This is a genomic window from Burkholderia sp. AU45251 (genome assembly GCF_030482905.1).
Classification (GTDB): Bacteria; Pseudomonadota; Gammaproteobacteria; order Burkholderiales; family Burkholderiaceae; genus Burkholderia; species Burkholderia aenigmatica.
In genome coordinates this window covers 113,898-139,330 of the sequence record NZ_JAUJQH010000001.1, presented here as the reverse complement: position 1 = coordinate 139,330, position 25,433 = coordinate 113,898, and the positions used below count along the sequence as shown (strand labels likewise).

Sequence of the window (25,433 nt, the reverse complement as noted above, 5' to 3'; positions counted from 1 at the left end):
TATTTTTTGGCGGCCACCCGCGCAAGGGCGTGGCGGGCGCGGATTCCGTCCGGTTAGCGCCGAATCTCCAGGTACCGGCTCGGCGTATCTCCCAGAATGCGGCGAAACGCCGACGTGAACGCGCTTGCGCTCGCGTACCCGAGATCGAGTGCGACGCGCGTCACCGATTGCCCGTCGCTCAGGCGCGCGATCGCCGCGAGCATGCACACCTGCTGGCGCCATGCGGCAAAACTCACGCCTGTCTGCGCGCGGAACTGCCGCGTGAACGTGCGGCGGCTCAAGCCGGCGTCGGCGGCCACCTGGTCGAGATCGGCCGCGATCGACGGCGACGCGAGCAGGTGCCGGCATACCTTCGCCAGCCGTGCGTCGGCCGGCAGCGGCGCATGCAGCGACAGGCGCGGCATCGTCGCGATTTCCGCGACCAGCAGCGCCATCAGCTTGCCCGCGCGTCCGTCGACGTCATACAGGGCCGGCAGGTCGATTGCGTCGTCGATCAGTTGCCGCAGCAGCGCCGATACGCCGTACACGCCGCACTGCTCGGGCAGGCCCGCTTCCTGCGCGGCATCGCCGGACACGAAGGTATTCAGCATCGTGACCGGCCCGGTCATCGTCATTTCGTGCGGCACGCCGGCCGGCACCCAGCACGCGCGCTGCGGCGGCACCAGCCAGCGCCCGTGCGGCGTCGACACGCTGATCGTGCCGCGCGACGCGAACGCGAATTGCCCGCGCCCGTGCGCGTGCGCCGGAAACGTCGTGCCGGCCGCATAGTCGTTTGCGGTCACGACCACGCTCCGGGGAATGTGTTCGTAGGGATCTAGCAGCGTATTTCTCACGGCCCGAATTCCATCATCAATGACCCGATATCGAAGGCGGGTCTCCTTCGCTCGATTTACGATCCGCTCCACCCTTGCGCGACCAGACGGCCGCAAGACCCGTCGGCCTGATCGGCCGATCACCACTGCATCGGAGCGGACATGCCGAATACGTTTCATCGCGTGGGGGACGGCCCCCACCCTGTTCTTGTACTGCCCGGCTGGTTCGGCGACGCCCACGCATTCGAACCCGTCGAAGCGTGGCTGTCGCGCGAGCACTTCAGCTATGTCTTCATGGACTACCGAGGTTACGGCCGCCTGCGCGACGCTGCGGGCGACTACACGATCGACGAGATCGCCGCCGACGCGCTTGCACTGGCCGACTCACTCGATTTCGCGACCTTCAGCATCGTCGGCCACTCGATGGGCGCGATGGCGGCCGAGAAAATCGCCGTCATGGCGCCCGAGCGCGTGCGCGCGCTGGCGCCGATCACGCCTGTGCCCAGCGGCGGCCTGCCGTTCGACGCGGAGAAACGCGCGCTATTCGAGCGCGCCGCCGACCACGTCGCCGATCGCCGGACCATCATCGACCGCAGCACCGGCGGCCGGCTGCCAGCCGCCTGGGTCGAGTGGAAAGCCGCGTATTCGGCAGCCCGTTCGTCGCCGCCGGCGTTCGGCGCGTACTTCCGCGCGTGGGCCGATACGGATTTCAGCGACGAGATCGCGGGCATCCATCCGGTGAAAGTGCTGATCGGCGAGCACGATCCGGCGTTCGACGCCGCGCTGATGGCCCGCACCTACCTGCGACGCTATCCGCTCGCCACCGTCGACGTGCTGCGCAATGCCGGCCACTACCCGATGAACGAGACGCCGCTCGCGCTGGTCACGGCGATGGAAGCGTTCCTGCTCGCCGTGACGGCGAACCCTGTCGGCAACCGCTGACGACGCGCGGCCTGCAAGCGGCATGGCAGTAACGCGCATCACCGCAACATGAACGACATCGCCGACAAACTGTTCAGCGTGCGCACCACATGCTCGACCGAAGGCCCGTCGAAGCGCAGCGTCACCGCATCGACGCGCTCGAGCGACGGCAGCACGCAGAACAGGTCGGCCAGCGCCGCCGTCTGCACGCGCAGCGTGCACGCGGCCGGCGCGGGGCGATGGGCGCCCGCGCGCACACCGGCCGACACTGCCTGCGCAACCGCGCCGCGCGCCGCGGTTGCGATCCGCGCACAGGACGCGGCGGGCGTGAGCGTATCGCCGCTCGATGCGCCGCCGGCGGTCTTGACCGTCTCGAAATGCGCATCGGGAAACAGCGGCTGCGTTTCTTCCGCGAACACGTCGTCGCCCGTGGCCAGCGCGACGTGCGCACCGTATTCGCGTGCCAGCGCGCCGTACAGCCCGGCTTCGCCGAGCTCGACGCCATTCAGCCACACCTGTGTGAACGCGAAGCCGTTGATCGTGTGCGCGAGTACGCCGCGCGTCTGCGATTTCGCGTGATAGCCGATCATGAACACGAGGTCGGGCTGCTGTTCGAGGCCCGCCATCATCCCGAGCGTGCGCGGCTTGCCGAGCACGACACGCGCACGCGCATCGAGCCCGTCGGGCAGCAGGTTGCGAAAGCCGCCGTGCGAATCGTTGACCCACACGGCCTGCGCGCCACCCATGAACGCGCCTTCGATCGCCGCGTTCGCCTCGGCGGTCATCCAGCGGCGCGCGCGTTCGTATTCCGGATTGCCGGCGCGTGTCTGCTCGGTGGCGAATACGCCGGCGACGCCTTCGATGTCGGTCGAAATCAGGATCTTCATGACTGGGTAAGACGTCCTTCGTGGCCTACGTTGAACAGGCGATCGAGATCGGGCACCGCATCGCGCAGCGATTGCCGCACGTGGCCGTCGCGCCCGGCCACCGTCACGGCCTGCAGCAACGCGTCGGCGATCGCGTGCTCGACGCTTTCGGCCGCGGCCATGAACAGCGGATCGAGCGCCGCGTCCGCGACGAGGGCCGGCAGCGCGATGGTCGATGCGTCGTGCGCGATCGTGTATGCGGTGGAAAATGCGAGCGCGATGTCGCCGCTGCCGTGCCCGTAGACCGAGCCCGTGCGGGCCAGCCCCGCGCCCGCACGGCGCGCGAGCCGCGACAGTTGCCGTGCATCGAGCGGCGCATCGGTGGCCAGCAACAGGATGATCGAGCCCTGCTCGGGCGGTGCCGCGTGCGCGGCCTCGGCCGCACGCCGTTGCGCGACGATGCGCCCGAGCGGCACGCCGCCGAGCGTCAGCATCGGCAGCCGGCCGAAATTCGCAAGTACAAGTGCGCCGACCGTATAGGGCCGCCCGGCCGCGACAGCAACGCGCGACGCCGAACCGATTCCGCCCTTCAGGTCGAAACACGACATCCCGCGCCCGGCGCCCACCGCGCCGCGTGCGACGTCACGCGATGCCGCGCGGCACGCGTCGTCGTAATGCGCGGCCGTGACCGCGAACGCCTGGATATCGTTCAGGTAGCCGTCGTTGCACTCGAACACGAGCGGGTTGACGGTCGACCAGTCGCGGCCGATTGACGGATTCGCCGCGATCGCCGCGCGAATCTGTGCCTGCGCGACCGCGCCGACACCGAACGTATTGGTCAGCGCGATCGGCGTATCGAGCGTGCCGAGCTCGTCGACCTGCACGAGCCCGACGCTCTTGCCGAAACCGTTGATCACGGCAGCCCCGGCCGGCACCTTGCTGCGGTATACGTCGCCCGGATGCGGCTTCACGACGGTCACGCCCGTCTGCACGTTGTCCGCATCGATCGTGCAATGGCCGACCGTCACGCCCGGCACGTCGGCGATCGTGCCGCGCGGCCCGGCCGGCAGCGTCGCCGCCCACTTCGGTGCGATGCGCATCAGCGGCGCTCCAGCTTCGGATCGAGCGCGTCGCGCAGCCCGTCGCCGAGCAAGTTGAACGCGAGCACGGTCAGGAAGATCGCGAGGCTCGGGAAGATCGCGATGTGCGGCGCCGTCACCATGTCCGCGCGCGCTTCGTTGAGCATCGCGCCCCACTCCGGCGTCGGCGGCTGCGCGCCGAGCCCGAGGAACGACAGGCTCGCGGCCGTGATGATCGACGTGCCGATCCGCATCGTGAAGTAGACGACGACCGACGACACCGTGCCCGGCAGGATGTGCCGCATGATGATCGTCCAGTCCGATGCGCCGATGCTGCGCGCGGCCTCGACATAGGTCATGTGCTTGAGCATCAGCGTGTTGCCGCGCACGAGCCGCGCGAACGCCGGGATGCTGAAGATCGCGACCGCGCAGATCACGTTGATCATCCCGTTGCCGAGGATCGCGACCACGCCGATCGCGAGCAGGATGCCCGGGAACGCGAACAGCACGTCGGCCACGCGCATCGTGATGCGGTCCCACCAGCCTTCGTAGTAGCCGGCGAGCAGCCCGAAGAACGTGCCGATCACCGCGCCGAGCGCGACCGAGAAGAAGCCGGCCGCGAGCGAGATGCGCGTGCCCGCGATGATCCGGCTGAAGATGTCGCGGCCCAGCGAATCGACGCCGAACCAGTGCACGGCCGACGGCCCCGCGTTCAGCGCATCGTAGTCGAAATAGTTTTCCGGATCGAACGGCGCGATGTGCGGGCCGACGAACGCCAGCACGACGAGCGCCAGCACGAAGCCGCCCGCGACGAGCGCGACGGTCTGCTTGCGGAACTTGCGCCAGAATTCGCGCCACGGTGTGCGGATCGCAGTCGGTGCGGCCGGCGCCGCGGGCTGGACAGTCGCGTTCATGCGCGCCTCACTTGAACCGGATGGTCGGGTTGATGACCGCGTACAGCACGTCGACGGTCAGGTTGATCAGGATGAACTCGAGCGAAAACAGCAACACGATCGCCTGGATCACCGGGTAGTCGCGCATCGTCACCGCGTCGACGAGCAGGCGCCCGAGCCCCGGCCAGTTGAACACGACCTCGACGACGATCGAGCCGCCGAGCAGGAAACCGAACTGCAGCCCCATCATCGTGACGACCGGGATCATCGCGTTGCGCAGGCAGTGCTTGAGCACCACCATCGGCTCGCGCACGCCCTTCGCGCGCGCGGTGCGCACGAAATCCTCGTTCAGCACCTCGACGAACGACGCCCGCGTGAAGCGCGCCATCACGGCCGCGACCGCGGCGCCGAGCGTCAGCGACGGCAGCACGTAGCTCTTCCACGAGCCGTCCGGCACGACCGGCAGCCAGCCGAGCTTCACCGAGAAAATTTCCATCAGCAGCATGCCCAGCGCGAACGCCGGGAACGAGATGCCCGACACCGCGAGCGTCATGCCGAGGCGGTCGGGCCAGCGGTTGCGCCACACCGCCGACGCGATGCCGATCGCCATCCCGAAGGCCGTCGCCCACGCCATGCTGACGAGCGTCAGCAGCAGCGTCGGCATGAAGCGCTCGCCGATCTCGGTCGAGACCGGCCGCTTGCTGCGGGTCGACAGGCCGAAATCGCCGTGCGCGATCTTCACGAAGAAGTTCACGAACTGCGCGGGCAGCGGCTGGTCGAGGCCGAGATCGGTACGCACCAGCGCGACCGTCGCATCATCGGCTTCGGGCCCGGCCGCGAGCCGCGCCGGATCGCCTGGCAACAGGTGGACGAACAGAAACACCAGCACCGCGACGATCGCGAGCGTGGGCAGCAGGCCGAACAGGCGTTTGACGAGAAAATTCAGCATGGGGCACCGATCGAATCAGCATGCCGGCGGCTGGCGCCGCCGGCACCGCGTGGCGGACGAGCCGCCGTCATCACCACTGTCATTTCAGCGAGATTTCGTCGAAGTTGAACGAACCGTCCGGCATCACGTAAGCACCCTGCAGCCGCTTGCTGCGCGCGTACACGATCTTCTCCTGCACGAGGAAGATCCACGGCGCATCGGTCCAGATCTGCTTCTGCGCATCGGTGTAGAGCTCGGTCTTCTTCGCGCGGTCGACCGTCTCCAGTGCCTTCGAGAGATCGCCATCGACCGTGTCGTTCTTGTAGTACGCGGTGTTCAGGAGCTTCGGCGGCGCCGACGTGCCGGCGAGCAGCGGCGTGATCGCCCAGTTCGCCTCGCCGGTCGACGACGACCAGCCGAGGTAGTACATCCGCACCGGCGCCTTCGCCGGATCCGGCGCGCTCTCGACCTTCGCGACGCGCTCGCCGGCTTCCAGCGCCTGCACCTGCACCTTCACGCCGACCTGCGCGAGCTGCTGCTGCACGAACTGGATCGCCTTCTGCGACGTCGAGTTGTTATACGCGGACCACAGTGTCGTCTCGAAGCCGTTCGGATAACCGGCCTCCTTCAGCAGCGCGCGCGCCTTCGCCGGGTCGTACGGCCACGGGCCCAGCTTCGTCGCGTAGTCGACACCCTGCGGCACCACGCCGGTGGACGGCGTCGCGAAGCCGGCAAACGCGACCTTCGCGAGCGCTTCCTTGTTCACCGCGTAGTTCAGCGCCTGGCGCACCTTCGGGTTGTCGAGCGGCTTCTGCTGCATGTTCAGCGACACGTAGCGCTGCACGATCGACGGCCGCTCCACGACGTCGACCTTCGGGTTGCCCTTCAGGTCGGCCGCCTGCTCGAACGGGATGCGGAACGCGAAATCGGCTTCGCCCGTCTTGATCAGCGCCGCACGCGTGTTGTTGTCGACCACCGGCTTCCAGTCGATCGCGTCGATCTTCGGATAGCCCTTCTTCCAGTAGCCGGCGAACTTCTTCACCTTCAGGTCGTCGGTCTGCTTCCATTCGACGAACTCGAACGGGCCGGTGCCGACCGGATGCAGCGCGATGTCGCGGCCCCACTTCTTCAGCGCGGCCGGCGAGATCATCACGGCCGACGGGTGCGCGAGCGTGTTGATCAGCGCCGAGAACGGCTCGCGCAGCGTGATCTTCACCGTGTACGGATCGACCACTTCGGTCTTCTCGATCACGCGGAACATGTTGTAGCGCTTCAGGTGGTTCGCGGGATCGGTCACGCGGTCGAAGTTCGCCTTCACGGCCGCCGCGTTGAAATCGGTGCCGTCGTGGAACTTCACGCCCTGGCGCAGCTTGATCGTGTAGGTCTTCGCATCCGGGCTCGCGTCGTAGCTCGTCGCCAGCACGTTGACGAGCTTCATGTCCTTGTCGAAGCCGAACAGCCCCTGGTAGAACGACTTGACGACGGCCTGCGACACCGTGTCGTTCGCGTCGTACGGGTCCATCGTCGTGAAGGTCGAATCCACCGCCATCACCGCGGTCTGCTGCGCGAACGCGGGCACCGCGGCCGACAGCGCGAACGCGCTCGCGGCGGTGGCGAACAGCGCGCGCGAGCGGAACATCGGAAATGAAAGCGACTTGCTCATGTGACCTGACTCCTGTGCATGATTCGGTAACGTGTGGTTGGATACGCGGAACGACTGCCCCCGCTCGGGAAAAAACCGTCTCTGCCTCGCGCGTGCGCAACTGCGATCCATCGCCGCCTCCGCGCGTTCAATACGCGCCGCCGACGCGGTGCGTCGCGACGTAATGATCGGGGCCGACCGCGACGAGCGGTGCGACGACCGGCTCGTCGCCGGCCGCGCGAATCGGGCTCGGGATCTCGTCCGCCGCGAGCTGGCGCGGCGCATGCCGGCGCGCGGGGTCGGCCACCGGCACCGCGCTCATCAGCTTCTTCGTGTAGGGATGCTGCGGCTCCTCGAACACCGCGCGGCGCGGGCCGATCTCGACGATCTGGCCGAGATACATCACCGCGACGCGATGGCTGATGCGCTCGACCACGGCCATGTCGTGCGAGATGAACAGGTATGCGACACCGAGCTCGCGCTGCAGGTCGAGCATCAGGTTGACGATCTGCGCCTGCACCGACACGTCGAGCGCCGACACCGATTCGTCGGCGATCACGACCTTCGGGTTCAGCGCGAGCGCCCGCGCGATCGCGATCCGCTGGCGCTGCCCGCCGGAGAATTCATGCGGATAGCGACGCGCGGCCTCGGGCGGCAGGCCGACCTTGTCGAGCAGCCAGTCGACGCGCGCCTGCGCTTCGCGGCCGCTCGCGACGCCGTGCACGAGCAGCGGCTCCATGATCGAGAAGCCGACGGTCAGGCGCGGGTTCAGCGACGCGAACGGATCCTGGAAGATGAACTGGATGTTCCGGCGCAGCGCCTGCAGGTCCGGGCCTTTCAGTGCACTGATGTCGCGGCCATCGAACTCGATCGAGCCGCTCTGCGATTCGACGAGGCGCAACAGCGAGCGGCCGGTGGTCGACTTGCCGCAGCCCGATTCGCCGACCAGCGCGAGCGTCTCGCCCGCGCGCAATTCGAAGCTCACGCGCTCGACCGCATGCACGTACTGCGATACGCGGCCGAATACGCCGCTCTTCACCGGGAAGCGCGTCACGAGATCGCGCACGCGTAGGATCGGCGACGCAGACTGATCGACGGGCGGTTGTACAGCGTCGTTCGCCGCGGGTGCGGGCGACGGTGCTGCCGCGTTTGTCCCCTCCACCTTCAGCAGCGGGAATTTCTCGGGCGCATCGGTGCCCTGCATCGAGCCGAGCTTCGGCACGGCCGCGAGCAGCGCGCGCGTGTAGCGATGCGCGGGCGCCGCGAAGATGCGGTCCGATTCGCCCTCCTCGACCTTCTCGCCGCGATACATCACGAGCACGCGGTCGGCCACTTCGGCCACCACGCCCATGTCGTGCGTGATGAAGATCACGCCCATGTTCATCTCGTCCTGCAGCCCGCGCACCAGTTGCAGGATCTGCGCCTGAATCGTCACGTCGAGCGCGGTGGTCGGCTCGTCGGCGATCAGCAGCGCGGGCCGGCACGACAGCGCCATCGCGATCATCACGCGCTGCCGCATCCCGCCAGACAACTGGTGCGGATAGCGCGCGAACACGCGACGCGCCTCCGGGATGCGCACGAGCTCGAGCAGCCGCAGCGTTTCCGCGCGCGCTTCCGACATGCTTTTCGACTGATGCAGCGCGATCGCCTCGCTGATCTGGTCGCCGACCGTGAACACCGGGTTCAGCGACGTCATCGGCTCCTGGAAGATCATCGCGATGTCCGCGCCGCGAATGCCGCGCATCGTCGCGCCGCTTGCCTGCGCAAGATCGACGAGCGCGCCGCCGCGCCGGCGAAACGCGATCCGGCCATTCGTGATCGCACCGCCGCCGTGCTCGACGAGCCGCATCAGCGCGAGCGACGTGACCGACTTGCCCGAGCCCGATTCGCCGACGATCGCAAGCGTCTCGCCGCGATCGACGTGAAACGACACGTTGCGCACCGCGTCGAACGTCGCGCCTTCGCGGCGGAACGTGACCGACAGGTCGTCGACGGCCACCACGCGCTGCTCGGGCAGCACCAGGCCGGACGGGTTACGGCTCGAAGTCATCGTGGGTCTCCTCCTCGTGCGGTCCGGGATCAGGCCGTGTCGTCGTCGCGATAGATGCCGACCACCGGCGCTTCGCCGACACGCGCGTAGCCGCGGTACATCCCTTCGGTATTGAACGGCATCGCGACGTTGCCCTGCGCGTCGACCGCGATGATCCCGCCGCGGCCCGCGAGGCGCGGCAGCTTGTTCATCACGACGTCGTGCGCGGCATCGGCGAGCGACGCGCCGCGATACGCGATCTGCGCGGCGACGTCATGCGCGGTCGCGAGCCGGATGAACATCTCGCCAGTGCCCGTCGACGACACCGCGCACGTTGCGTCGTCCGCATAGCAGCCCGCGCCGATGATCGGCGAATCGCCGACACGCCCCGGCTGCTTGTTGGTGATGCCGCCCGTCGATGTCGCCGCCGCGATGTGGCCGTGCCGGTCGCACGCGACCGCGCCGACCGTGCCGTGCTTGCGGTCCGGATCGAGCGGTTCGGCCGGCTGCGGCTGCGATGGTGATGCGCCGAAGGTGAACGTCGCCGCGTCGTGGTCGAGCATCGCACCCGCCGCTGCGCGCGCCTTGACCCACTGCGCGCGACGCGCGTCGGTGTCGAAGTAGCCCGGTTCCGCGAGTTCGAGCCCCTGCGCGGCCGCGAACGCATCGGCGCCCTCACCGGCGAACAGCACGTGCTCGCTCGCTTCCATCACGCGCCGCGCGGCCAGCACCGGATTGCGCACGCGCGTCGCGCAGCAGATCGCACCAGCGCCGAGCGTCGCGCCATCCATGACCGCCGCGTCGAGTTCGTGCTTGCCTTCCGCTGTATAGACGGCGCCGCGTCCGGCGTTGAACAGCGGACAGTCCTCCAGCATCCGCACCGCGACAGTGACGGCGTCGAGCGCGCTGCCGCCGTCGGCCAGCACCTGCTGCGCGGCCGTCAGGATCGCGGTCAGTTCGGCACGGTACTGACGTTCGGTGTCGGAATCCATCGCATCGCGCAGGATCGTGCCTGCGCCGCCGTGAATTGCAACGATCGCGGGTGAAGTCATGTTTTTTTCGGACGGTGAGAAGAAGGGTTGGCGGCCGGCAGCGCCGCTTGCGGCTGCACGAGCCACGGCAGCAGGAATTCGGTCATCTCGGCGGCGGATTTCGCGGAGCGGTGCGTGCGCAGCGCGACCGCGTCGATCAGCGCCTCGATCATCGCGAGCACGGCCGCTTCCGACGTGGCCGCGAAGCGCCGTTCGGCCTTGACGTACAGGTTCAGCGACGCGATCGGCGCAAGCGGCGATTGCGGGCCGTCGGAGATACCCAGCACGCGTGCACCGCGCGCCGCCGCCCGGCGGGCCAGCTCGATCGTGTCCGTCACGTAGCGCGGAAACGCGAGCGCGATCACGAGATCGCGCGAATCGGCCGTGTACAAACGCCGCGCCGCATGCGACGGGCCGCCGAGCAGCGCAAGCGACTGCACGTTGTCGTGACAGACGGACAGCCCGTGCTCCATCAGCCCGGTGAGAAACGCGCTCGACCCCGCGCCGAGGATCAGCACGCGCCGCGCGCCGACGATCGCCTCGACCGCGGTTTCGACATCGGCCGCGTCCAGTTGCGCGCGCGTGTTCTCGATGTTCGCGACGGCCTGGTCGAAGACCGCGTCGATCCATGCGGCGCCACGCACGCCGGACTCCTGTTCCTGCGCGGAACGCAGCCGCTCGACCGGCCCGAGCGTCGCCTCGAAGCCACGCACGAGCGCCGCGCGCATCGCCGGATAGCCGTCGAATCCGAGCGCCTTCGCGAAACGGTTCGCGGTCGCGATCGACGCATTCACGGCCTGCGCGAGTTCGTCGATACGCATCGTCGCCGCGCGGAACGGATTCGCGAGCACGAACTCGCCCATGCGTCGGTGGATCGGCGTCATCAACGGCATCGCCGACGCGATCCGCTCGGCGATCGCGGGTTCATCTTGACTGGCGTCGTGCGGAACGAGAGGCGTCATGCGAAGGGTTGTTGCAAGGATGATGAAAATCAATTTACACAATCCCGATCATGAAAAGAAATAAATTTTCATCAGGGTTGTCACGCCCCATCCTGTGCCCGGCGATCGCCCAATCGCTCGCACAGCCCCGCCGCACGGGCTTTGGCACGTGGTCGCCGTGCGTCGTCATGTGTACTGCACGTCCTCGCCTATCGGGAAAACCCCGAGCAGATTCGTTCGAATGCCCCGTCGGCGATTCGCAGCAGCTCGCGCCATCGACGACGCATGACCAGTTCGTCGGCATGGCCGGGATCGCCGTCACCTTCCGATCCATCGCGGCGGCGCCTTCGGCGCGCTGCCCCGCCCCGGGCGACGCGCCGCTCGCGCATGCCGCGCGTGCTGTCCGGGGCGCCCGATATACGGCCGCCGCGGCTTTTCAAGCGCCTCGTCTGCTCGCGGCGCGAGCCGCGCGGGTTTTCTCGATCCTACCGATACCTTACAATTCGTCAGGTTTTCCCTTCTGCATGCCCCCTTCTTGCAGTCCTGACACCGCGGTACACTCGACGCACGCCGTATCAGGGTCCGACGCGCGACGCGCGCGCCGGGCGGCGTCGCGCCTCGTTGCGCCCACAACTGGATGCCTGCCATGCCAGACTCCCGTCCCTCGCCCCGCACGACATTCAAGCCACAGGTCGTCCTGCCCGCGCTCGCGGTCATCGGCGCGCTGCTCGTCGTGTGCGCGCTGCACCCGAGCGAAGCCGGCGCGCTGTTCTCCGCCGGCCAGCAATGGGTCATCGCGCGTTTCGACTGGTTCTACGTGCTCGCCGTCACCGGCTTCCTCGTATTTCTCGTGCTGATCGCCGCGAGCGACTTCGGCAACATCCGGCTCGGCCCCGACGATGCCCAACCCGAATTCAGCTTCGTGTCGTGGACAGCCATGCTGTTCGCGGCCGGCATGGGCATCGGCCTCATGTACTTCGGCGTCGGCGAGCCGATGCAGCACTTCCTGAAACCGCCGACCGTCGACCCCGGCACGCCCGCCGCCGCGCGCGAGGCGATGCTGATGACCTTCTTCCACTGGGGCTTCCACGCGTGGGCGATCTACGGGCTGATGGGGCTCGTGCTCGCGTACTTCGGCTTCCGCTACAACCTGCCGCTGACGCTGCGATCGGGGCTGTATCCGGTGCTGCGCGAGCGCATCAACGGCTGGATCGGCCACACGGTCGACGCGTTCGCGCTGGTCGGCACGGTCGCCGGCATCGCGACGACGCTCGGCTACGGCGTGATGCAGCTGAGCGCGGGCCTGCATACCGTCGCCGGCTGGGACACCGGCAGCAACGTGTTCCGCATCGGGCTCGTCGCGGTCGTTGTGATCCTCGCGGGCGTATCGGCCGCGACCGGCCTCGACAAGGGCGTGCGGCGGCTGTCCGAACTGAACCTGCTGCTCGCGTTCCTGCTGCTCGCCTTCGTGGTCGTTGCGGGCCCGACGGCCTTCCTGTTGCGCGCGCTCGGCGACAACATCGGCCAGTACCTGTCGAGTCTCGTCGACCTGTCGTTCCGCACGTACGCGTATGCGCCGCCGCGCGAGGAAGGCTGGTTCGGCGGCTGGACGATCCTCTACTGGGCGTGGTGGGTGTCGTGGTCGCCGTTCGTCGGCATGTTCATCGCTCGCATCTCGCGTGGCCGCACGATCCGTCAGTTCGTGATCGGCGTGCTGCTCGTGCCGACCGCGTTCAATCTCGTGTGGATGACCGTGTTCGGCAACAGCGCGATCTGGCTCGATACGCACGGCGCGGCCGGCGCGCTCGCGCAGACGGCCACCAATGTCGACGCACTGCTGTTCCGCTTCTTCGATTTCCTGCCGATGCCGCAACTGCTGTCGATCGTCGCGATCGTGCTGATCGCGGTGTTCTTCGTCACGTCCGCCGATTCGGGCGCGTTCGTGATCGACCAGATCGCGACGCGCGGCAACGCGCACTCGCCCGTCTGGCAACGGCTGTTCTGGGCCGCGCTGCTCGGCGTGACGGCCGCGGTGCTGCTCGTCGCCGGCGGGCTCGGCGCGTTGCAGGCGATGACGCTGATCGCCGCGCTGCCGGTCGCGATCATCATGATCGCGCTCTGTTACGGGCTGTGGCGCGGGCTCGCGGCCGACCGTGTGCACTATTCGCAGGACGTTGCGCCCGCGACGAGCTTCTGGACCGGCCAGCACTGGCGCCACCGCCTGACTCACATCCTGCGGCAGACGACCGAAGCCGAAGCGCGCCAGTTCATCACGGAGACGGTCGAGCCTGCACTGCGCAAAGTCGCCGACGAACTGCGCGCGAGCGGCGTCGATGCGAACGTGCAGCGCGACAGCGACGACGCGATGCGGCTCACGGTACCGACCGCCGACCATCGCGATTTCGTGTACGGCGTGCGCGTGACGGTGAAATCAGCGGCCGCGTTCCTGGTGCGCGAGGCGGCCGAGCCGGAAGCGGAACGGGCACACGTGTACGGGATCGTTACCTTCTTCGAGGACGGCCGGCTCGGTTACGACGTCGAATACCTGCGTGGCGACGAAGTGATTGCCGACGTGTTGCGCCAGTACGAACGCTACGTGTCGCTCGCGGCCGACAAGCGCACGCATCTGCTGAGCCGCGCGCCGGGACACGCGACGGAGGCCGAATGAACTCCGCCTTTGCTGTGCTGTGGCGGCCTGCCACGCCTGTCGGAGACGCACGATGACCAGCCTCCTGCAAAGCCGCGCCTCCGACGTCATCGCGCTCGGCACGCTCGCCCTGCTCTACCTCGGCGGCGCCGGCATCGCGCTTTGGCGGATCCGGGCCGCGGCGCCGCGCGGCAAGGTCTACTGGGTCGTCTGCGCGGCGCTGCTCGCCGGCGGCGCCATCGCGATGGGCATCAACCTGTCGCCGATGCCGGACACCGGGGATATGCCGCCCGGGTTTGCGCTCGGCGTCGAGGCCGTCCTGCTCGGCCTCGCTTTGGTCGCCGGCGGTTGCGCGTGGCTGATGCTGCGCGCGCGGCGACGCTGACGCGCGTCCGTCACACGCCCCGGCTTCGTCCCGCGCGAACGGCAATACGCGGGGCGAATCGGCCGCCCCTTCCGTGATCCGCCTTTTTACCGCACGGCGTTACGCGGACGGTGTGCGCGCCGTCACGAGCCAGCATGCCGCGTCGAAGCGCACATCCGCACCATCGGCGTAGGGTTCGAACGCGGCACGCATCGTGTCGACCACGCGCCGCCGCGTCGCCTCGTCCACCTCCAGCAACGCCAGCCCGACCGGGCCCAGCAGCGTGATGTAGTCGTCCAGCGCGGCCGCGGGCAGCGCGCACGCCAGATCGACCGGCTCGATCGCAATGTCGGCCCAGCCGCTGTCCGACAGCACCGACGCGATCCGCTGCCGGTCGCTGAACGCGAATTGCCCCGGCGCGCCGGGCCGCCGTGCGGGCAGGTTCGGCAGCAACGGCGCGGCGGCCCGCTCGGCGATCGTCATGAACGGATTGTCGGCCGCGCCGCGCCACGCGACGAACCGCATCTGCGCCTTCGGCCGTGCCGCATGCCGCAGATTCGCAAAAGCACGAACCGGATCGTCGAAGAACATCACGCCGAGGCGCGACACGATCAGGTCGACGCTCGCGGGCTCGAACGCGTGCGTCTGCACATCCGCGCGCACGAAGCGGACGTGAACGCCGCTGCGCTCGGCACGCGCCTGCGCGGCATCGATCATCCGTGCCGAGATATCGATGCCCGTGCATTGCGCGTTCGCACCGAGCCGCCGCGCGAGCGCGAGCGTGACCGCGCCCGTGCCACAGCCGACGTCGAGCACGCTGCGCGCGGACGACGTGGCCGCCGCATCCACCAGCAACTTCTCCAGCGGTTCGAACATCCGGTCGATCGGCGCCTGCGTATCGACCCACGCGCGCCCCGACGGGCCGTTCCACAGCGCGGATTGTTCGTCGTTGGGCCGGCTGGTTTCCATGGTCGATTCCCCTTCTGGTTCATTGATCGTGCATCGCACTGTGCTGCCTCAAGCCGGCTTGAGGTCAAGGCCGCGATCTGCCGCCGCCATGCCGACGCCCGGCCCGCGTCCAAGCCCCCTCGTCGCGCCCCGTTTTTTTCACATTTCTTACATTCGCGCTGCGTATCGTTGACGACTTTCCTACGGTGCCTCCCATGCGACGACTCCTCCCGCGCGCCCTGCTCGTGCGCTGCGCTCCCCTTGTTGCCCTCGCCGCGCTGTCCGCGTGCTCGAACCACATCGATTCGCCGGACGATCCGGCGAGCGCGTCGGCCAACGTCCAGGCTGTATGGGTCGAGATCGGCGAGTCGAACCAGGCGATCGCGCGCGTCATCACGAACTACACGCCCGCGTCGGCCAGCGATCCGCTGTGCCCGCAACTGACCGTCGACGGCAAGCTGTCGCGCATGTCCCTGCGCGCGGGCGCCGCGACCATCGCCCTGCGGCCGACCGCCAGCGACCCGTCCGATTCGAAGCCGTCGAGCTTTCCGGTGTCGGTCTGCGAGGCGACGCTGCCGGCCGACGCGCAGGCGGCGAGCGTCGCGGGCCGCACGCTGCCGCTGCCGAAGGCGCAGCCGCAACGCATCGCGATCATCGCCGACACCGGCTGCCGCATGAAGAAAGCCGACAACGCGTGGCAGGCGTGCAACGACGCGACGGTGTGGCCGCTCGACACGATCGCGGCCAGCGTCGCGAAGCTGTCGCCCGATCTGGTGATGCACATCGGCGACTACCACTATCGCGAAAACGCATGCCCGCCGGACATCGCCGGCTGCAAGGACAGCCCGTGGGGCTATGGCTGGGATACGTGGCAGGCCGACCTGTTCCGCCCGGCTGCCCCGCTGCTCGCGAAGGCGCCGTGGGTCGTCGTGCGCGGCAACCACGAGGAATGCGCGCGGGCGGGCCAGGGCTGGTTCCGCTTCCTCGATCCGCGTCCGTATTCGGCCGCGCGCTCGTGCGACGATCCGGCCAACGACAACAACGCGAACTATTCGGAACCCTATGCGGTGTCGCTCGGCGGCGGCTCGCAGGTGATCGTGTTCGACACCGCGAAGGTCGGCCGCACGCCGCTCAAGACGACCGATGCGCAATTCGGCATCTACCAGAAGCAGTTCCAGACGGTCGCCGCGCTCGCATCGAAGGCCGGCATGACGACGACGATCTTCACGAACCATCATCCGATCCTCGCGTTCGCGCCGATCGCCGGCAGCACGCCCGCGCCGGGCAACCTCGCGCTGCAGTCGGTGATGTCGAGCCTCAACGCGCAGGCGTACTACCCGCCCGGCGTGCACGTCGCGCTGCACGGGCACGTGCACGACTTCCAGGCGATCAACTTCTCGTCCGGGCATCCGGCGACGATCGTGTCCGGCAATGGCGGCGACAATCTCGACGTCGCGCTGCCCGACCCGTTCCCGGCCGGCCTGACGCCCGCACCGGGTGCCGTGATCGAGCGGCTGTCGCACAACAACAGCTTCGGTTTCCTGATCATGGAACGCCGCCCCGCCCCGGCGACCGGCTGGGTATTCCACGCGTATTCGGCAGCCGGCAAGCTGCTCGCGTCGTGCAACCAGTCGGGTACGACGCTCGCTTGCGACAAGACGGGGTTCATTGCGCCGTGAGTGAAGCAGTTCGATGTGACGGCCGCCCGGCACGCGGCCGGCAAACGCTGCGCGCGCTGGCCGCGGCCATGCTCGCCGGCCTGGCGCTCGCGGCTCACGCCGCGCCGGCCGAAACGGTCCTGCTTCCCGGCGCACCGCCATCGCGGGTCGTCGACACGATCGGCAACGGCACGCCGCAGGTGACGGGCAAGATCGATGCGGCGACCGCGCGCTTTGCGCCCGACCCGACGCTCGTCGCACTCGGCCGCCGGATCTTCTTCGATCCGCGGTTATCCGAGCCGCGCGGCATGTCGTGCGCGGGCTGCCACGACCCGGGCCGCGCGTTCGCGCCGACGCTGTCGGCCGCGTCGCTCGCGGGGCCCGGCGTGCCGGAAGGCAGCCGACGCGGGCACTTCAGCCAGCGCAACGCGCCGTCGCTGCTCTATGTGCGCTACGTGCCGCGCCGCCACTTCTATCAGGACGACGATGCACCCGCACCGTCGCCGTTCGGCGGCCTGTTCAGCGACGGCCGCGCGGATACGCTCGCCGAGCAGATCCGCGGGCCGCTGTTCGATCCGAACGAGATGAACAACCGGTCGCCGGCCGCGCTGTTGCGCAAGATCGACGCGACCGAACTCGCGCCCGATTTCGCCGCGCGCTTCGGCGCGCCGGTGCGGCGCGATCCCGAGCAACTGGTGCGCGCGCTGGGCCTGGCCGTCGAAGCCTATTTGCAGAGCGACGAGATGGCGCCGTTCACGTCCCGCTTCGACGTGTTCCTGCGCACGCGCAAGCCGCTCGCGCCGGCCGAGATGCGCGGCCTCGCGCTGTTCCGGAATCCCGACAAGGGCAACTGCATGAGCTGCCACACGCTGTCGGAAACGTCGAGCCGCCCGGAGCGTTCGCTGTTCACCGATTTCGGCTACGACGCGATCGCGGTACCGCGCAACCGCGCGCTGCCGGCGAACCGCGATCCGCGCCATTTCGACAACGGGCTGTGCGACACGGCGCGGCGGCTGCGCTGGCCCGAGCCGACGCAATGGTGCGGCTACCTGCGCACGCCGGGGCTGCGCAACGTCGCGGTCAAGCAGACCTTCATGCACAACGGCGTGTTCACGACGCTGCGCGATGCGGTTGCTTTCTACAACACGCGCTCGACCGACCCGGGCTTCTGGTATCACGGGGCCAGAACGTTCGACGACGTGCCGGCCGCCTACCGCGGCAACATCAACGTCAACTCGACGCCGATGAACCGCCGGCCCGGCACGCCGCCCGCGCTGACCGACGCGGAAATCGACGATATCGTCGCGTTTCTCGGCACGCTGACCGATGCGCGTTATACGAAGGTTGCTGCTCCCGTGGCGCCCGCTGCCCCTGCTGGCCGGATCACGCGAGCCGCCGCGCCGGCTCGCTGACACTGGCCGAACGGCCAGCCCCACGCGCACCCGCTTGCGGCCGCCGCAAACACTGGTTATATTTACAGTACTGTATTTATGAACAGTGAGGTGCGCGATGGAACATCTGGTCCGTATCGTCAACGAAGCCGATCGCCAAGTGCTGGCATGGCTCCGCGCCCAGGTCGGCGATGCCCGCGTCGAGCGCGCGGCTCGCCAGCTCGGGCATACGCGCAAGCCGTTTCCATCGGCCGTTTGCCGCTATCTGGGCATGAGCGCACCGGCTACGCTGCGGCAGGCCGAACGGCCCCGCGCCGCGCGCGATTTCTCGGTCGGCGATCGTTACCTGTCGCTGATCCGCCAGCACCTCGCCACACACTCGGCCAGCCGATGAAATGGCGGCGACTCGCCTCGTCGGTGGCCCGGAAAGCCGGGGGGCTTGCGAATTCGCAAGCCTGGCCAGCCGCCACCGCGCTTACGTGGCCGCGATGGCTTCCCGTACGAGGCGGCCGAGCGTTTCGAATGCCGCTTCGTGCGCCGCATCGGACACGCGCGTGCACGCGAGCCGGATATAGCCGTCGAAGCGGTCGGAATTCGAGAAGATCGAACCGGGCGCGATTCTGACCCCTTGCGCCAGCGCGGCGTCGAACAACGCCTCGGAGCGCACGCCGTCCGGCAACGCGATCCACAGCAGCATCCCGCCCGGCGGCTGGTTCATCCGCGTTCCGGACGGGAAATGCCGTGCAATCGCGTCGATCGTCACGTCGCGCTGCACGCGCAACTGTTCGCGAAACCGGTGCAGATGGCGATCGAACGCGCCCGAACCGACGAATTCGGCGGCAACGGCCTGCAGCAACGCGGCGTTGTGCCGGCTGTGCGCGAACTTCAGCATTTTCACGCGTGCGTGCCAGCGCCCCGCGCTTATCCAGCCCAGCCGCATCCCGGGGGCCAGCACCTTGTTGAACGACGGGCAGTAGATCACCGTGCCGTCGCGATCCCACGCCTTCACCGGCTTGACCGCCTGCGGCGCCTCGACGAGCTCGCGATAAGGCTCGTCCTCGATCACGGCCACGCTGTGGCGCGAACAAAGCGAGACGAGCGCGGCCTTGCGCTCGTCGGGCATTACGCAGCCGAGCGGGTTCTGCAGGTTCGGCACGACGACCACGGCCCGAATGTCCGGATACGCGGTCAGCGCCACTTCGAGCGCCTCGATCGACAGGCCGGTCGTCGGGCTGGCCGGAATTTCGAGCGCGCGCAAGCCGAGGCTTTCGAGCAACTGGATCAAGCCGAAGAACGCCGGCGATTCGATCGCGATCGTGTCGCCGGGGCGCGCCACCGCGCGCAACGCGAGATTCACGGCATCGACGCCGCCGCTCGTCGACATCACGTCGTCCGGCGTCACCGTCACGCCGTAAGACAGCGCGCGCTTGGCCATCGTCTGCCGGAATTCGGGCGAACCGCCAACGGGCCCCGCATCGGTCAACAACGTAGGCTTGCGCCGCAACAGCCGGATCGCAAGCGCCTGCAGGCGCTCGGCCGGATACAGCGTGGCCAGCGCGGACGCACCGCCGAGATTCAGTGCATCGGGCGCCGCATTTGCGCGATCGATCACGCGCGACACCCGTTCGTGCAGGCCCGCGAACGGCGGCTCGACGCTCAGCGGCGGCCCGTCGCTTTCCGGCAGGGTTTCGAGTGCGACCGCCGCGCGGCGCCGCACGAAGTAGCCGGAGCGCGGCTTCGCCTCGCACCAGCCCGTATCCTCGAGCCGCCGGAACGACTGGATCGCAGTCGACAGGCTCACGCCGTGCTGTGCCATGAACGCGCGCACCGACGGCATCCGGTCGCCGGGCGACAGCGTGCCGGCCGCGATGATGCGGCGGTAATGCTCGGCGAGCCGTTCGTAAAGCGGCTCGCCGTCCATCGGCAAAGGTGGGCGGGATGATTCGGCGAAAGGCGTCATGCAGGCGATCGTGCCCGCGCGGCCGATCGCACGCCAGATACAGATTCCGGGGAAACCCACCGATACAGCAGTGCGAAATCGTCGTCTGCACCGCAACAGATTCCCGCCCCCTGAATCTGTCGTGCCGGTGCCCATTTCCCTAACCTGACTGCACGCTGTCGCCTCGCCGTCGCGAGGCCGCGCAACCGGGAAAGGGAATCGCCATGCAAACGCATCACATCCGGCTCGACGCCGGGCAAAGCCACTTTGCGTGGTTCGACAAGGGCAGCCAGGTGATCGTGCTGGACGGCGCGCTCGCGGTCACGCTGCGTCACGGTGGGCTCGACTGGCTGCCTGACGCGCCGCAGCACATTCGCCGCTTGCTCGACGAAGGCGAATGCCTGACGCTCGAGACGGCCGGCCACGTGGCGCTGTCGGCCGGCGGCACGGGCGCGGTCAGCACGACGGTCGTGGAGCCGGACGAACGGCCCGGCGTGCTCGCGGCATGGCGTGCGGCGCTGCGCCGGTTGTCCGGACGGATACGCGGCGGCCATCGCGTGAGCGAGCCCTCCTGACATGGCGATTCGACGCGTCACGGAAAGCGTCAGGCCGCCGCCTCATCCAGTGGAGATCGGGCGCGATCCGGTTCGGCCGCGCGGATGCGGATCGACCGCCTCGACCTGATCAATCGCCGCCGCCCGCCTGGCACGCAGCGGTCACGACGTCACCGCACGCGCCTGCGACGCTCGACCCACTCGAATACACCCATCCCTGCCAGCATCGCGACGACGAATACGATCCCCTTCGCCGACCCGAAGCCGATCGACACGATCGCGGGCCCCGGGCAGAACCCGGCGATCCCCCAGCCGATACCGAACACGGCACTTCCGGCAACCAGGCGCACGGTGATCGCCCGCAGGACCGGCAACTGCATCGGCAAGCCGAGCCACGACCGCGTCCGGCGCTTCGCCCATGCGAACGCGAACACGGCCACGCCCGTCGCGCCGGCCATCACGAACGCGAGCGACGGATCCCAGCGGCCCGCCAGGTCAAGAAAGCCGAGCACCTTCTGCGGATTGGCCATGCCCGACACGATGAGGCCTACGCCGAACAGCAACCCCGCCAGAAACGCGAATCCTGCCTGCATGTCAGCCTCCCAGCACGTGCTGTCGCACGAAGACGGTCACGAAGCCTGCGACCATGAAGACCGCCGTCGCGACGACCGAACGCAGCGCACCGCGCGACATCCCGCACACGCCGTGGCCGCTCGTGCAACCGCCCGCGTACCGCGTGCCGACGCCGACCAGCAGCCCGGCTGCCACCAATTCGATCCAGCCGGCATCGATCTGCGGTGTCAGGCGGTTCCCGGCGACGTACATCACGAGCGGTGCGGCGATCAGCCCGGCGACGAACGCGGCGCGCCAGTCGCGCTCGCCCGCACGTGCCGTGAGCAGACCGCCGACGATGCCGCTGATACCGGCAATCCGGCCGTTGAACGCGACGAGCCACGCGGCCGCGAGCCCGATCAGCACGCCGCCGGCCAGCGACAGCCACGGCGTGAAATGAAGCGCATCAAGCTGCATCGCGCCGCCCCTTCGCGGCCGGGCCGCAGAACTGCTCGTACAGCACGCCCATCACCGCGATCGCGGCCGGGCTGTCGAGCGAATAGTGGATGTTCTTGCCGTCACGGCGCGTGCGAACCAGCGCGTTGTCCCGCAACACGCCCAGCTGCTGTGACAGCGTCGGCTGGCGGATGTCCAGCGAGGTCTCGAGATCGCTCACGCAGCGCTCGCCCTGGGACAGTTCACAGAGCAGCAGCAGCCGGTCGGGATTCGACAGCACCTTGAGCAGCGCGCAGGCCGATTCGGCAGCCGCGCGCATCTGGTCGGGTTCCGGCAACCCGGCGGAAAAATCGTCGTTCATCGGCGCAAGGAGACAATTAAAGCATCAATATTATATTAATTTATATAATGATGCTTCCCGCAGTTTGCCCGCGGGTGGCCTTGCGCCGCCCCCTTCGCTCAGGCCTGCTCGCCTGCCATCGTCTTGGCAGCAGGCATGCGCGCCGCATCGGCACGCACGACGCCGAGCGCCAGCACCGCAATCCCCGCGATCACGCACGGCGCCGCGACGACGGCAAACGCAGTCGACAACGGCACGCCCATCGCCAGCATCGCGCCGCCCGCCATCGATCCGACGACCGAGCCGCCGCGGCCGATCCCGTTCGCCCAGCTCACGCCGGTGGTACGGCACTCGGTCGGATAGAACGCGGCGGACAGCGCGTTCGCGCCAACCTGCGAACCCGACACGCAGAAACCGGCCGCGAACACGGCGAGCGCGGCGCCCCACGGCGACGCGGCAAACATGCCGATCGCGGCGACGAATACGCCGGCCGCCGCATAGCTGCACGCCAGTACGCGATGCGGGTCGAAACGGTCCATCAGCCCGCCGAGGACGATCGCGCCGAGCGTGCCGCCGACCTGGAACATCGCGGTCACGCGAGCGGCCGTCTGCAGCGTCGCGCCGGTCGTGCGCAGCAGCGTCGGCAGCCAGCTCGACAACAGGTAGATCACGAGCAGGCTCATGAAGAACGTGAGCCACAGCAGCAGCGTGCCGCGCAGCAGGTCGGCGCCGAACAGCCGGCCGAGCGGCGACCCGGCCGGCTTGCCGGCGGGCGCGCTGAACGACGCGTTTGCAAGATGCGGATCCGGCGCGATACGACCGAGCATTGCCGCGATCCGTTCGCGCGCCGCGCCTGTGTTGACGAGATAGCGCACCGATTCCGGCAACCGCCACGCAAGCACCGGCAGCAGCAGCAACGGCGCGGCGCCGCCGACCACGAGCACCGCACGCCAGCCGTGGTGCTCGATCAGCGATGCGGCCGCGAGCCCGCCGAGCGCGGAACCGATCGTGAAGCCGCAGAACATCGTCGTCACCAGCAGCGAGCGGCGCCGGGCCGGGCAATATTCGGAGGTCAGCGTGATCGCATTGGGCATCGCGCCGCCGAGGCCGAGCCCGGTCACGAAGCGCCACGCGATCAGCTCGGTCAGGCCGCCCGCGCTCGCCGACGCGGCACTCGCGATGCCGAAGCACGCCACGCACGCGAGCAGCAGGCGCTTGCGGCCGAACCGGTCGCCGAACGGCCCGAACACGAGCGCGCCGGCCATCAGCCCGGCGAGCCCTGCGCCGAACACCGGTGCGAGCTGCGCGGGCGACAGCCCCCATTCCGCGCGGATGACGGGGGCGATGAAACCGATCGAGGCGGTATCGAAACCGTCGATCGCGACGATCAGAAAGCACAGGACGACGATCGCGGCCTGAAACGGCGCAACGCGATGCCGGTCGATCCATTCGCTGACGTCGATGGACAGCGTATCGGCCATGATGGTGTCTCCTCCAGGAAGGCGGTCGCGCGTCGTATCGTCGAATGCGCGCCGCTGGAATCGGGCTGACCGTGCCGCGTTACGCGACGGACTTCAGGCAATCCTCCGCGCGCCACCCGTGCAGCCAGTCGAGCGCGTCGTAGAACTGCGCCTGCGTGCGGCCGACCCAGAGCCCGTTGCGCACCTGCCGCTCGACGCCCTTCGCGTGATAGATCCGCCCCATCTCGCGTGCCGAATACAGCACGCGTGCGGTGCGCGGAATCCGCACTCGCTCGTACAGAGCGAACGCAGCTTCAAAATCCCCCTCGGTCCGGGCCACGGCCGCGCCGAGCGTCACCGCATCCTCGAGCGCCTGGCACGCGCCCTGCGCGATGTATTGCGTCATCGGATGCGCGGCGTCGCCGAGCACCGTCGCGCGGCCCGCGCTCCAGCGTTCGACCGGATCGCGATCGGCGGTCGCCCAGCGCTTCCACGACGTCGGCCGGTCGAGCATCTGCTTCGGCAGCGGATGAACGCCGTCGAAGTACGACAGTACTTCTTCCTTGCTCCCTTCGCGCACGCCCCAGGTTTCCTGCTCGCGGCTGTGGAACGTGACGACGAGGTTGTACTGCCGCCCGCCGCGCAGCGGATAGTGGACGAGATGGCAATGCGGGCCGGCCCACACGACCGGCGCGTTGATCTGCAGATCCTTCGGCATGTTGTCGACGTCGACCACCGCGCGATACACGACGTGGCCCGTCACGCGATGCGCGTCGCCGATCAGTGCATGACGGATCGCGGATTTCACGCCGTCGCAGCCGATCACGGCATCGGCGCGATAACGTTCGCCGTGCTGGTCGGTCACCGTCACGCCGTTGCCGTCCTGCTCGAAGCCGCACACCTGCGTGCTCGTCCGGAATTCGATCAGCGGGTGATCCTTGACCGCCTCGTAGATCGACAGATGAATGTCCGCGCGATGAATCACCGCATACGGATTGCCGAAGCGCTCGCGGTACGCGGCGCCCGTATCGATGTGCGCGACCTCGCGTGCATCGATCGCGTCCATCAGTTGCAGCCAGTCGGTGAACACGGCGCGGCTGCGCGCGGCCTCGCCGACACCCAGCGCGTCGAGCGCGTTGAACGCGTTGGCCGCGAGCTGGATCCCCGCGCCGATCTCGCCAATCTGATCCGCCTGTTCGAGCAGCTTCACGCGAATGCCCTGGCGCGCGAGCGCGAGCGCCGTCGCGAGCCCGCCGATGCCGCCGCCGATCACCAGCACGCGCCGGCCGTTGTGTTGTGTCTCGCCCATGTCTGTCTCCTGCTTCGTGTTACGCGACGTAATCCGGTTGCCGCCGCGGCTGTGCGGCCTCGAAAGCCGGCTCGCGCCGCGCGTGCTCGAAAACCGCGAGGCTGCGCGGATACGCGCTCAAGTCGCAATCCATCCGCAACGCGTTCGCGACCTGCGGCACGAGGCACACGTCGGCCAGCGTCGGCGTGTCGCCGAAGCACCACGGGCCCGTATCCGCGCGGGCGAGCAGCCGCTCCACGCCGGCCATCCCTTCCGCGATCCAGTGCCGGTACCACGCGGTCTTCTGCTGCGGCGTGACCTTCAGTTCGGTGTCGAGATAGCGCAGCACGCGCAGGTTGTTGAGCGGATGGATGTCGCAAGCGATCAGCGTCGCGAGCTCCAGCACGCGGGCGCGGTGCTGCGGTTCCAGCGGAATCAGCCGGGGTTCCGGATGCAACTGGTCGAGGTAATCGAGGATCGCGAGCGACTGCCCGAGCCGGAAATCCCCATCGACCAGCGCCGGCACCGCCGCCGACGGGTTCACGTCCGCGACGTAGGCCGCGTCGCGATGCTCGCCGGTGCGGATGTTCACCGGCAGCGTGTCGTACGGCAGCCCTTTCAGCGCGAGCGCGATACGCACCCGGTAGGATGTCGAACTGTTGAAGAAGCTATGCAGTTGCACGATGTCGCCTTT

The 25,433-nt window shown here is 68.6% G+C and carries 24 protein-coding genes; 7 read left to right on the top strand and 17 right to left on the bottom strand.

What is annotated here, in order from left to right; translation table 11 throughout:
- Positions 1-53 precede the first annotated feature (53 nt).
- Positions 54-833, bottom strand: a complete 780-nt coding sequence (locus tag QZM67_RS00610) for a helix-turn-helix domain-containing protein (RefSeq protein WP_175022238.1) — start codon at positions 831-833, stop codon at positions 54-56.
- A gap of 141 nt (positions 834-974) precedes the next feature.
- Between QZM67_RS00610 and QZM67_RS00605 the strand changes: the two genes are divergently transcribed.
- Entirely contained in the window at positions 975-1,754 is a 780-nt protein-coding gene (locus tag QZM67_RS00605; RefSeq protein ID WP_301800234.1) for an alpha/beta fold hydrolase, read from the top strand.
- Positions 1,755-1,792: 38 nt separating this feature from the next.
- On the opposite strand, the gene QZM67_RS00600 is transcribed toward QZM67_RS00605, so the two are convergent.
- The 8 genes from QZM67_RS00600 to QZM67_RS00565 form a co-directional block, all read right to left on the bottom strand.
- Complete coding sequence (locus QZM67_RS00600; protein WP_301800232.1) at positions 1,793-2,620, bottom strand: M55 family metallopeptidase; 828 nt, start codon at positions 2,618-2,620, stop codon at positions 1,793-1,795.
- The gene (locus QZM67_RS00595) at positions 2,617-3,699 is read right to left on the bottom strand and encodes a P1 family peptidase (protein WP_301800230.1); all 1,083 of its coding nucleotides are present in this window, start codon (positions 3,697-3,699) and stop codon (positions 2,617-2,619) included. Before QZM67_RS00595 ends, QZM67_RS00600 begins: the two co-directional genes overlap by 4 nt.
- On the bottom strand, positions 3,699-4,592 hold the full coding sequence (gsiD, locus tag QZM67_RS00590; protein WP_301800228.1) for a glutathione ABC transporter permease GsiD: 894 nt from the start codon (positions 4,590-4,592) through the stop codon (positions 3,699-3,701). Before gsiD ends, QZM67_RS00595 begins: the two co-directional genes overlap by 1 nt.
- 7 nt (positions 4,593-4,599) lie before the next feature.
- Entirely contained in the window at positions 4,600-5,520 is a 921-nt protein-coding gene (gene gsiC / locus QZM67_RS00585) for a glutathione ABC transporter permease GsiC (protein ID WP_301766624.1), read from the bottom strand.
- A gap of 79 nt (positions 5,521-5,599) precedes the next feature.
- Positions 5,600-7,162 carry a glutathione ABC transporter substrate-binding protein GsiB gene (gene gsiB, locus QZM67_RS00580; RefSeq protein ID WP_043183382.1) on the bottom strand — a complete coding sequence of 521 codons (1,563 nt, stop codon included), beginning with the start codon at positions 7,160-7,162 and terminating at the stop codon, positions 5,600-5,602.
- Between the two features lie 127 nt (positions 7,163-7,289).
- Positions 7,290-9,191: a dipeptide ABC transporter ATP-binding protein gene (locus QZM67_RS00575; protein ID WP_301800226.1), complete on the bottom strand. Its 1,902-nt coding sequence runs from the start codon at positions 9,189-9,191 to the stop codon at positions 7,290-7,292.
- A 29-nt stretch (positions 9,192-9,220) separates the two neighbouring features.
- A complete protein-coding gene (locus QZM67_RS00570) occupies positions 9,221-10,222 on the bottom strand; it encodes an isoaspartyl peptidase/L-asparaginase family protein (RefSeq protein ID WP_175022245.1) in 1,002 nt (333 codons plus the stop codon).
- Positions 10,219-11,163 carry a MurR/RpiR family transcriptional regulator gene (locus QZM67_RS00565; protein ID WP_089453179.1) on the bottom strand — a complete coding sequence of 315 codons (945 nt, stop codon included), beginning with the start codon at positions 11,161-11,163 and terminating at the stop codon, positions 10,219-10,221. Before QZM67_RS00565 ends, QZM67_RS00570 begins: the two co-directional genes overlap by 4 nt.
- Positions 11,164-11,788: 625 nt before the next feature.
- Between QZM67_RS00565 and QZM67_RS00560 the strand changes: the two genes are divergently transcribed.
- Both QZM67_RS00560 and QZM67_RS00555 read left to right on the top strand, forming a co-directional pair.
- Positions 11,789-13,810, top strand: coding sequence for a BCCT family transporter (locus tag QZM67_RS00560; protein ID WP_301800225.1), 2,022 nt, complete (start codon positions 11,789-11,791; stop codon positions 13,808-13,810).
- A 52-nt stretch (positions 13,811-13,862) separates the two neighbouring features.
- Positions 13,863-14,174: a hypothetical protein gene (locus QZM67_RS00555; RefSeq protein ID WP_043183372.1), complete on the top strand. Its 312-nt coding sequence runs from the start codon at positions 13,863-13,865 to the stop codon at positions 14,172-14,174.
- A gap of 99 nt (positions 14,175-14,273) precedes the next feature.
- On the opposite strand, the gene QZM67_RS00550 is transcribed toward QZM67_RS00555, so the two are convergent.
- Positions 14,274-15,122 (bottom strand): class I SAM-dependent methyltransferase, encoded by an 849-nt coding sequence (locus tag QZM67_RS00550; RefSeq protein ID WP_301800223.1) that lies wholly within the window; start codon positions 15,120-15,122, stop codon positions 14,274-14,276.
- Between the two features lie 194 nt (positions 15,123-15,316).
- On the opposite strand from QZM67_RS00550, the gene QZM67_RS00545 reads away from it, so the two are divergent.
- From QZM67_RS00545 to QZM67_RS00535, 3 genes are all read left to right on the top strand, one after another.
- On the top strand, positions 15,317-16,780 hold the full coding sequence (locus tag QZM67_RS00545) for a metallophosphoesterase (protein ID WP_301800221.1): 1,464 nt from the start codon (positions 15,317-15,319) through the stop codon (positions 16,778-16,780).
- The gene (locus QZM67_RS00540; RefSeq protein ID WP_301800219.1) at positions 16,777-18,171 is read left to right on the top strand and encodes a cytochrome-c peroxidase; all 1,395 of its coding nucleotides are present in this window, start codon (positions 16,777-16,779) and stop codon (positions 18,169-18,171) included. Before QZM67_RS00545 ends, QZM67_RS00540 begins: the two co-directional genes overlap by 4 nt.
- A 97-nt stretch (positions 18,172-18,268) precedes the next feature.
- Positions 18,269-18,544: a hypothetical protein gene (locus QZM67_RS00535; protein WP_011355479.1), complete on the top strand. Its 276-nt coding sequence runs from the start codon at positions 18,269-18,271 to the stop codon at positions 18,542-18,544.
- A gap of 81 nt (positions 18,545-18,625) precedes the next feature.
- On the opposite strand, the gene QZM67_RS00530 is transcribed toward QZM67_RS00535, so the two are convergent.
- Positions 18,626-20,110 carry a PLP-dependent aminotransferase family protein gene (locus QZM67_RS00530; protein WP_301800217.1) on the bottom strand — a complete coding sequence of 495 codons (1,485 nt, stop codon included), beginning with the start codon at positions 20,108-20,110 and terminating at the stop codon, positions 18,626-18,628.
- A 203-nt stretch (positions 20,111-20,313) separates the two neighbouring features.
- On the opposite strand from QZM67_RS00530, the gene QZM67_RS00525 reads away from it, so the two are divergent.
- Positions 20,314-20,664, top strand: coding sequence for a hypothetical protein (locus QZM67_RS00525; RefSeq protein WP_175022251.1), 351 nt, complete (start codon positions 20,314-20,316; stop codon positions 20,662-20,664).
- Positions 20,665-20,813: 149 nt separating this feature from the next.
- Here the strand turns inward: QZM67_RS00525 and QZM67_RS00520 are convergent, their stop codons facing one another.
- From QZM67_RS00520 to maiA, 6 genes are all read right to left on the bottom strand, one after another.
- Positions 20,814-21,236, bottom strand: coding sequence for a DUF6691 family protein (locus QZM67_RS00520; protein WP_301800215.1), 423 nt, complete (start codon positions 21,234-21,236; stop codon positions 20,814-20,816).
- Between the two features lies 1 nt (position 21,237).
- Positions 21,238-21,672, bottom strand: a complete 435-nt coding sequence (locus tag QZM67_RS00515; protein WP_301800213.1) for a YeeE/YedE family protein — start codon at positions 21,670-21,672, stop codon at positions 21,238-21,240.
- A complete protein-coding gene (locus QZM67_RS00510; RefSeq protein ID WP_301800212.1) occupies positions 21,662-22,012 on the bottom strand; it encodes a helix-turn-helix transcriptional regulator in 351 nt (116 codons plus the stop codon). The genes QZM67_RS00515 and QZM67_RS00510 overlap by 11 nt, the downstream gene beginning before the upstream one ends.
- 98 nt (positions 22,013-22,110) lie before the next feature.
- Entirely contained in the window at positions 22,111-23,472 is a 1,362-nt protein-coding gene (locus QZM67_RS00505; RefSeq protein ID WP_301800210.1) for an aromatic acid/H+ symport family MFS transporter, read from the bottom strand.
- A 79-nt stretch (positions 23,473-23,551) separates the two neighbouring features.
- Positions 23,552-24,760: a 3-hydroxybenzoate 6-monooxygenase gene (locus QZM67_RS00500; RefSeq protein WP_175022255.1), complete on the bottom strand. Its 1,209-nt coding sequence runs from the start codon at positions 24,758-24,760 to the stop codon at positions 23,552-23,554.
- A 19-nt stretch (positions 24,761-24,779) separates the two neighbouring features.
- The gene (maiA, locus tag QZM67_RS00495; RefSeq protein ID WP_301800209.1) at positions 24,780-25,421 is read right to left on the bottom strand and encodes a maleylacetoacetate isomerase; all 642 of its coding nucleotides are present in this window, start codon (positions 25,419-25,421) and stop codon (positions 24,780-24,782) included.
- Positions 25,422-25,433: the final 12 nt, after the last annotated feature.

Coding starts and splice junctions, on each gene's coding strand:
- QZM67_RS00605 (WP_301800234.1), top strand. CDS start 975: ATGCCGAATACGTTTCATCGCGTGGGGGACGGCCCCCACCCTGTTCTT.
- QZM67_RS00600 (WP_301800232.1), bottom strand. CDS start 2,620: ATGAAGATCCTGATTTCGACCGACATCGAAGGCGTCGCCGGCGTATTC.
- QZM67_RS00595 (WP_301800230.1), bottom strand. CDS start 3,699: ATGCGCATCGCACCGAAGTGGGCGGCGACGCTGCCGGCCGGGCCGCGC.
- gsiD (WP_301800228.1), bottom strand. CDS start 4,592: ATGAACGCGACTGTCCAGCCCGCGGCGCCGGCCGCACCGACTGCGATC.
- gsiC (WP_301766624.1), bottom strand. CDS start 5,520: ATGCTGAATTTTCTCGTCAAACGCCTGTTCGGCCTGCTGCCCACGCTC.
- gsiB (WP_043183382.1), bottom strand. CDS start 7,162: ATGAGCAAGTCGCTTTCATTTCCGATGTTCCGCTCGCGCGCGCTGTTC.
- QZM67_RS00575 (WP_301800226.1), bottom strand. CDS start 9,191: ATGACTTCGAGCCGTAACCCGTCCGGCCTGGTGCTGCCCGAGCAGCGC.
- QZM67_RS00570 (WP_175022245.1), bottom strand. CDS start 10,222: ATGACTTCACCCGCGATCGTTGCAATTCACGGCGGCGCAGGCACGATC.
- QZM67_RS00565 (WP_089453179.1), bottom strand. CDS start 11,163: ATGACGCCTCTCGTTCCGCACGACGCCAGTCAAGATGAACCCGCGATC.
- QZM67_RS00560 (WP_301800225.1), top strand. CDS start 11,789: ATGCCAGACTCCCGTCCCTCGCCCCGCACGACATTCAAGCCACAGGTC.
- QZM67_RS00555 (WP_043183372.1), top strand. CDS start 13,863: ATGACCAGCCTCCTGCAAAGCCGCGCCTCCGACGTCATCGCGCTCGGC.
- QZM67_RS00550 (WP_301800223.1), bottom strand. CDS start 15,122: ATGGAAACCAGCCGGCCCAACGACGAACAATCCGCGCTGTGGAACGGC.
- QZM67_RS00545 (WP_301800221.1), top strand. CDS start 15,317: ATGCGACGACTCCTCCCGCGCGCCCTGCTCGTGCGCTGCGCTCCCCTT.
- QZM67_RS00535 (WP_011355479.1), top strand. CDS start 18,269: ATGGAACATCTGGTCCGTATCGTCAACGAAGCCGATCGCCAAGTGCTG.
- QZM67_RS00530 (WP_301800217.1), bottom strand. CDS start 20,110: ATGACGCCTTTCGCCGAATCATCCCGCCCACCTTTGCCGATGGACGGC.
- QZM67_RS00525 (WP_175022251.1), top strand. CDS start 20,314: ATGCAAACGCATCACATCCGGCTCGACGCCGGGCAAAGCCACTTTGCG.
- QZM67_RS00520 (WP_301800215.1), bottom strand. CDS start 21,236: ATGCAGGCAGGATTCGCGTTTCTGGCGGGGTTGCTGTTCGGCGTAGGC.
- QZM67_RS00515 (WP_301800213.1), bottom strand. CDS start 21,672: ATGCAGCTTGATGCGCTTCATTTCACGCCGTGGCTGTCGCTGGCCGGC.
- QZM67_RS00510 (WP_301800212.1), bottom strand. CDS start 22,012: ATGAACGACGATTTTTCCGCCGGGTTGCCGGAACCCGACCAGATGCGC.
- QZM67_RS00505 (WP_301800210.1), bottom strand. CDS start 23,472: ATGGCCGATACGCTGTCCATCGACGTCAGCGAATGGATCGACCGGCAT.
- QZM67_RS00500 (WP_175022255.1), bottom strand. CDS start 24,760: ATGGGCGAGACACAACACAACGGCCGGCGCGTGCTGGTGATCGGCGGC.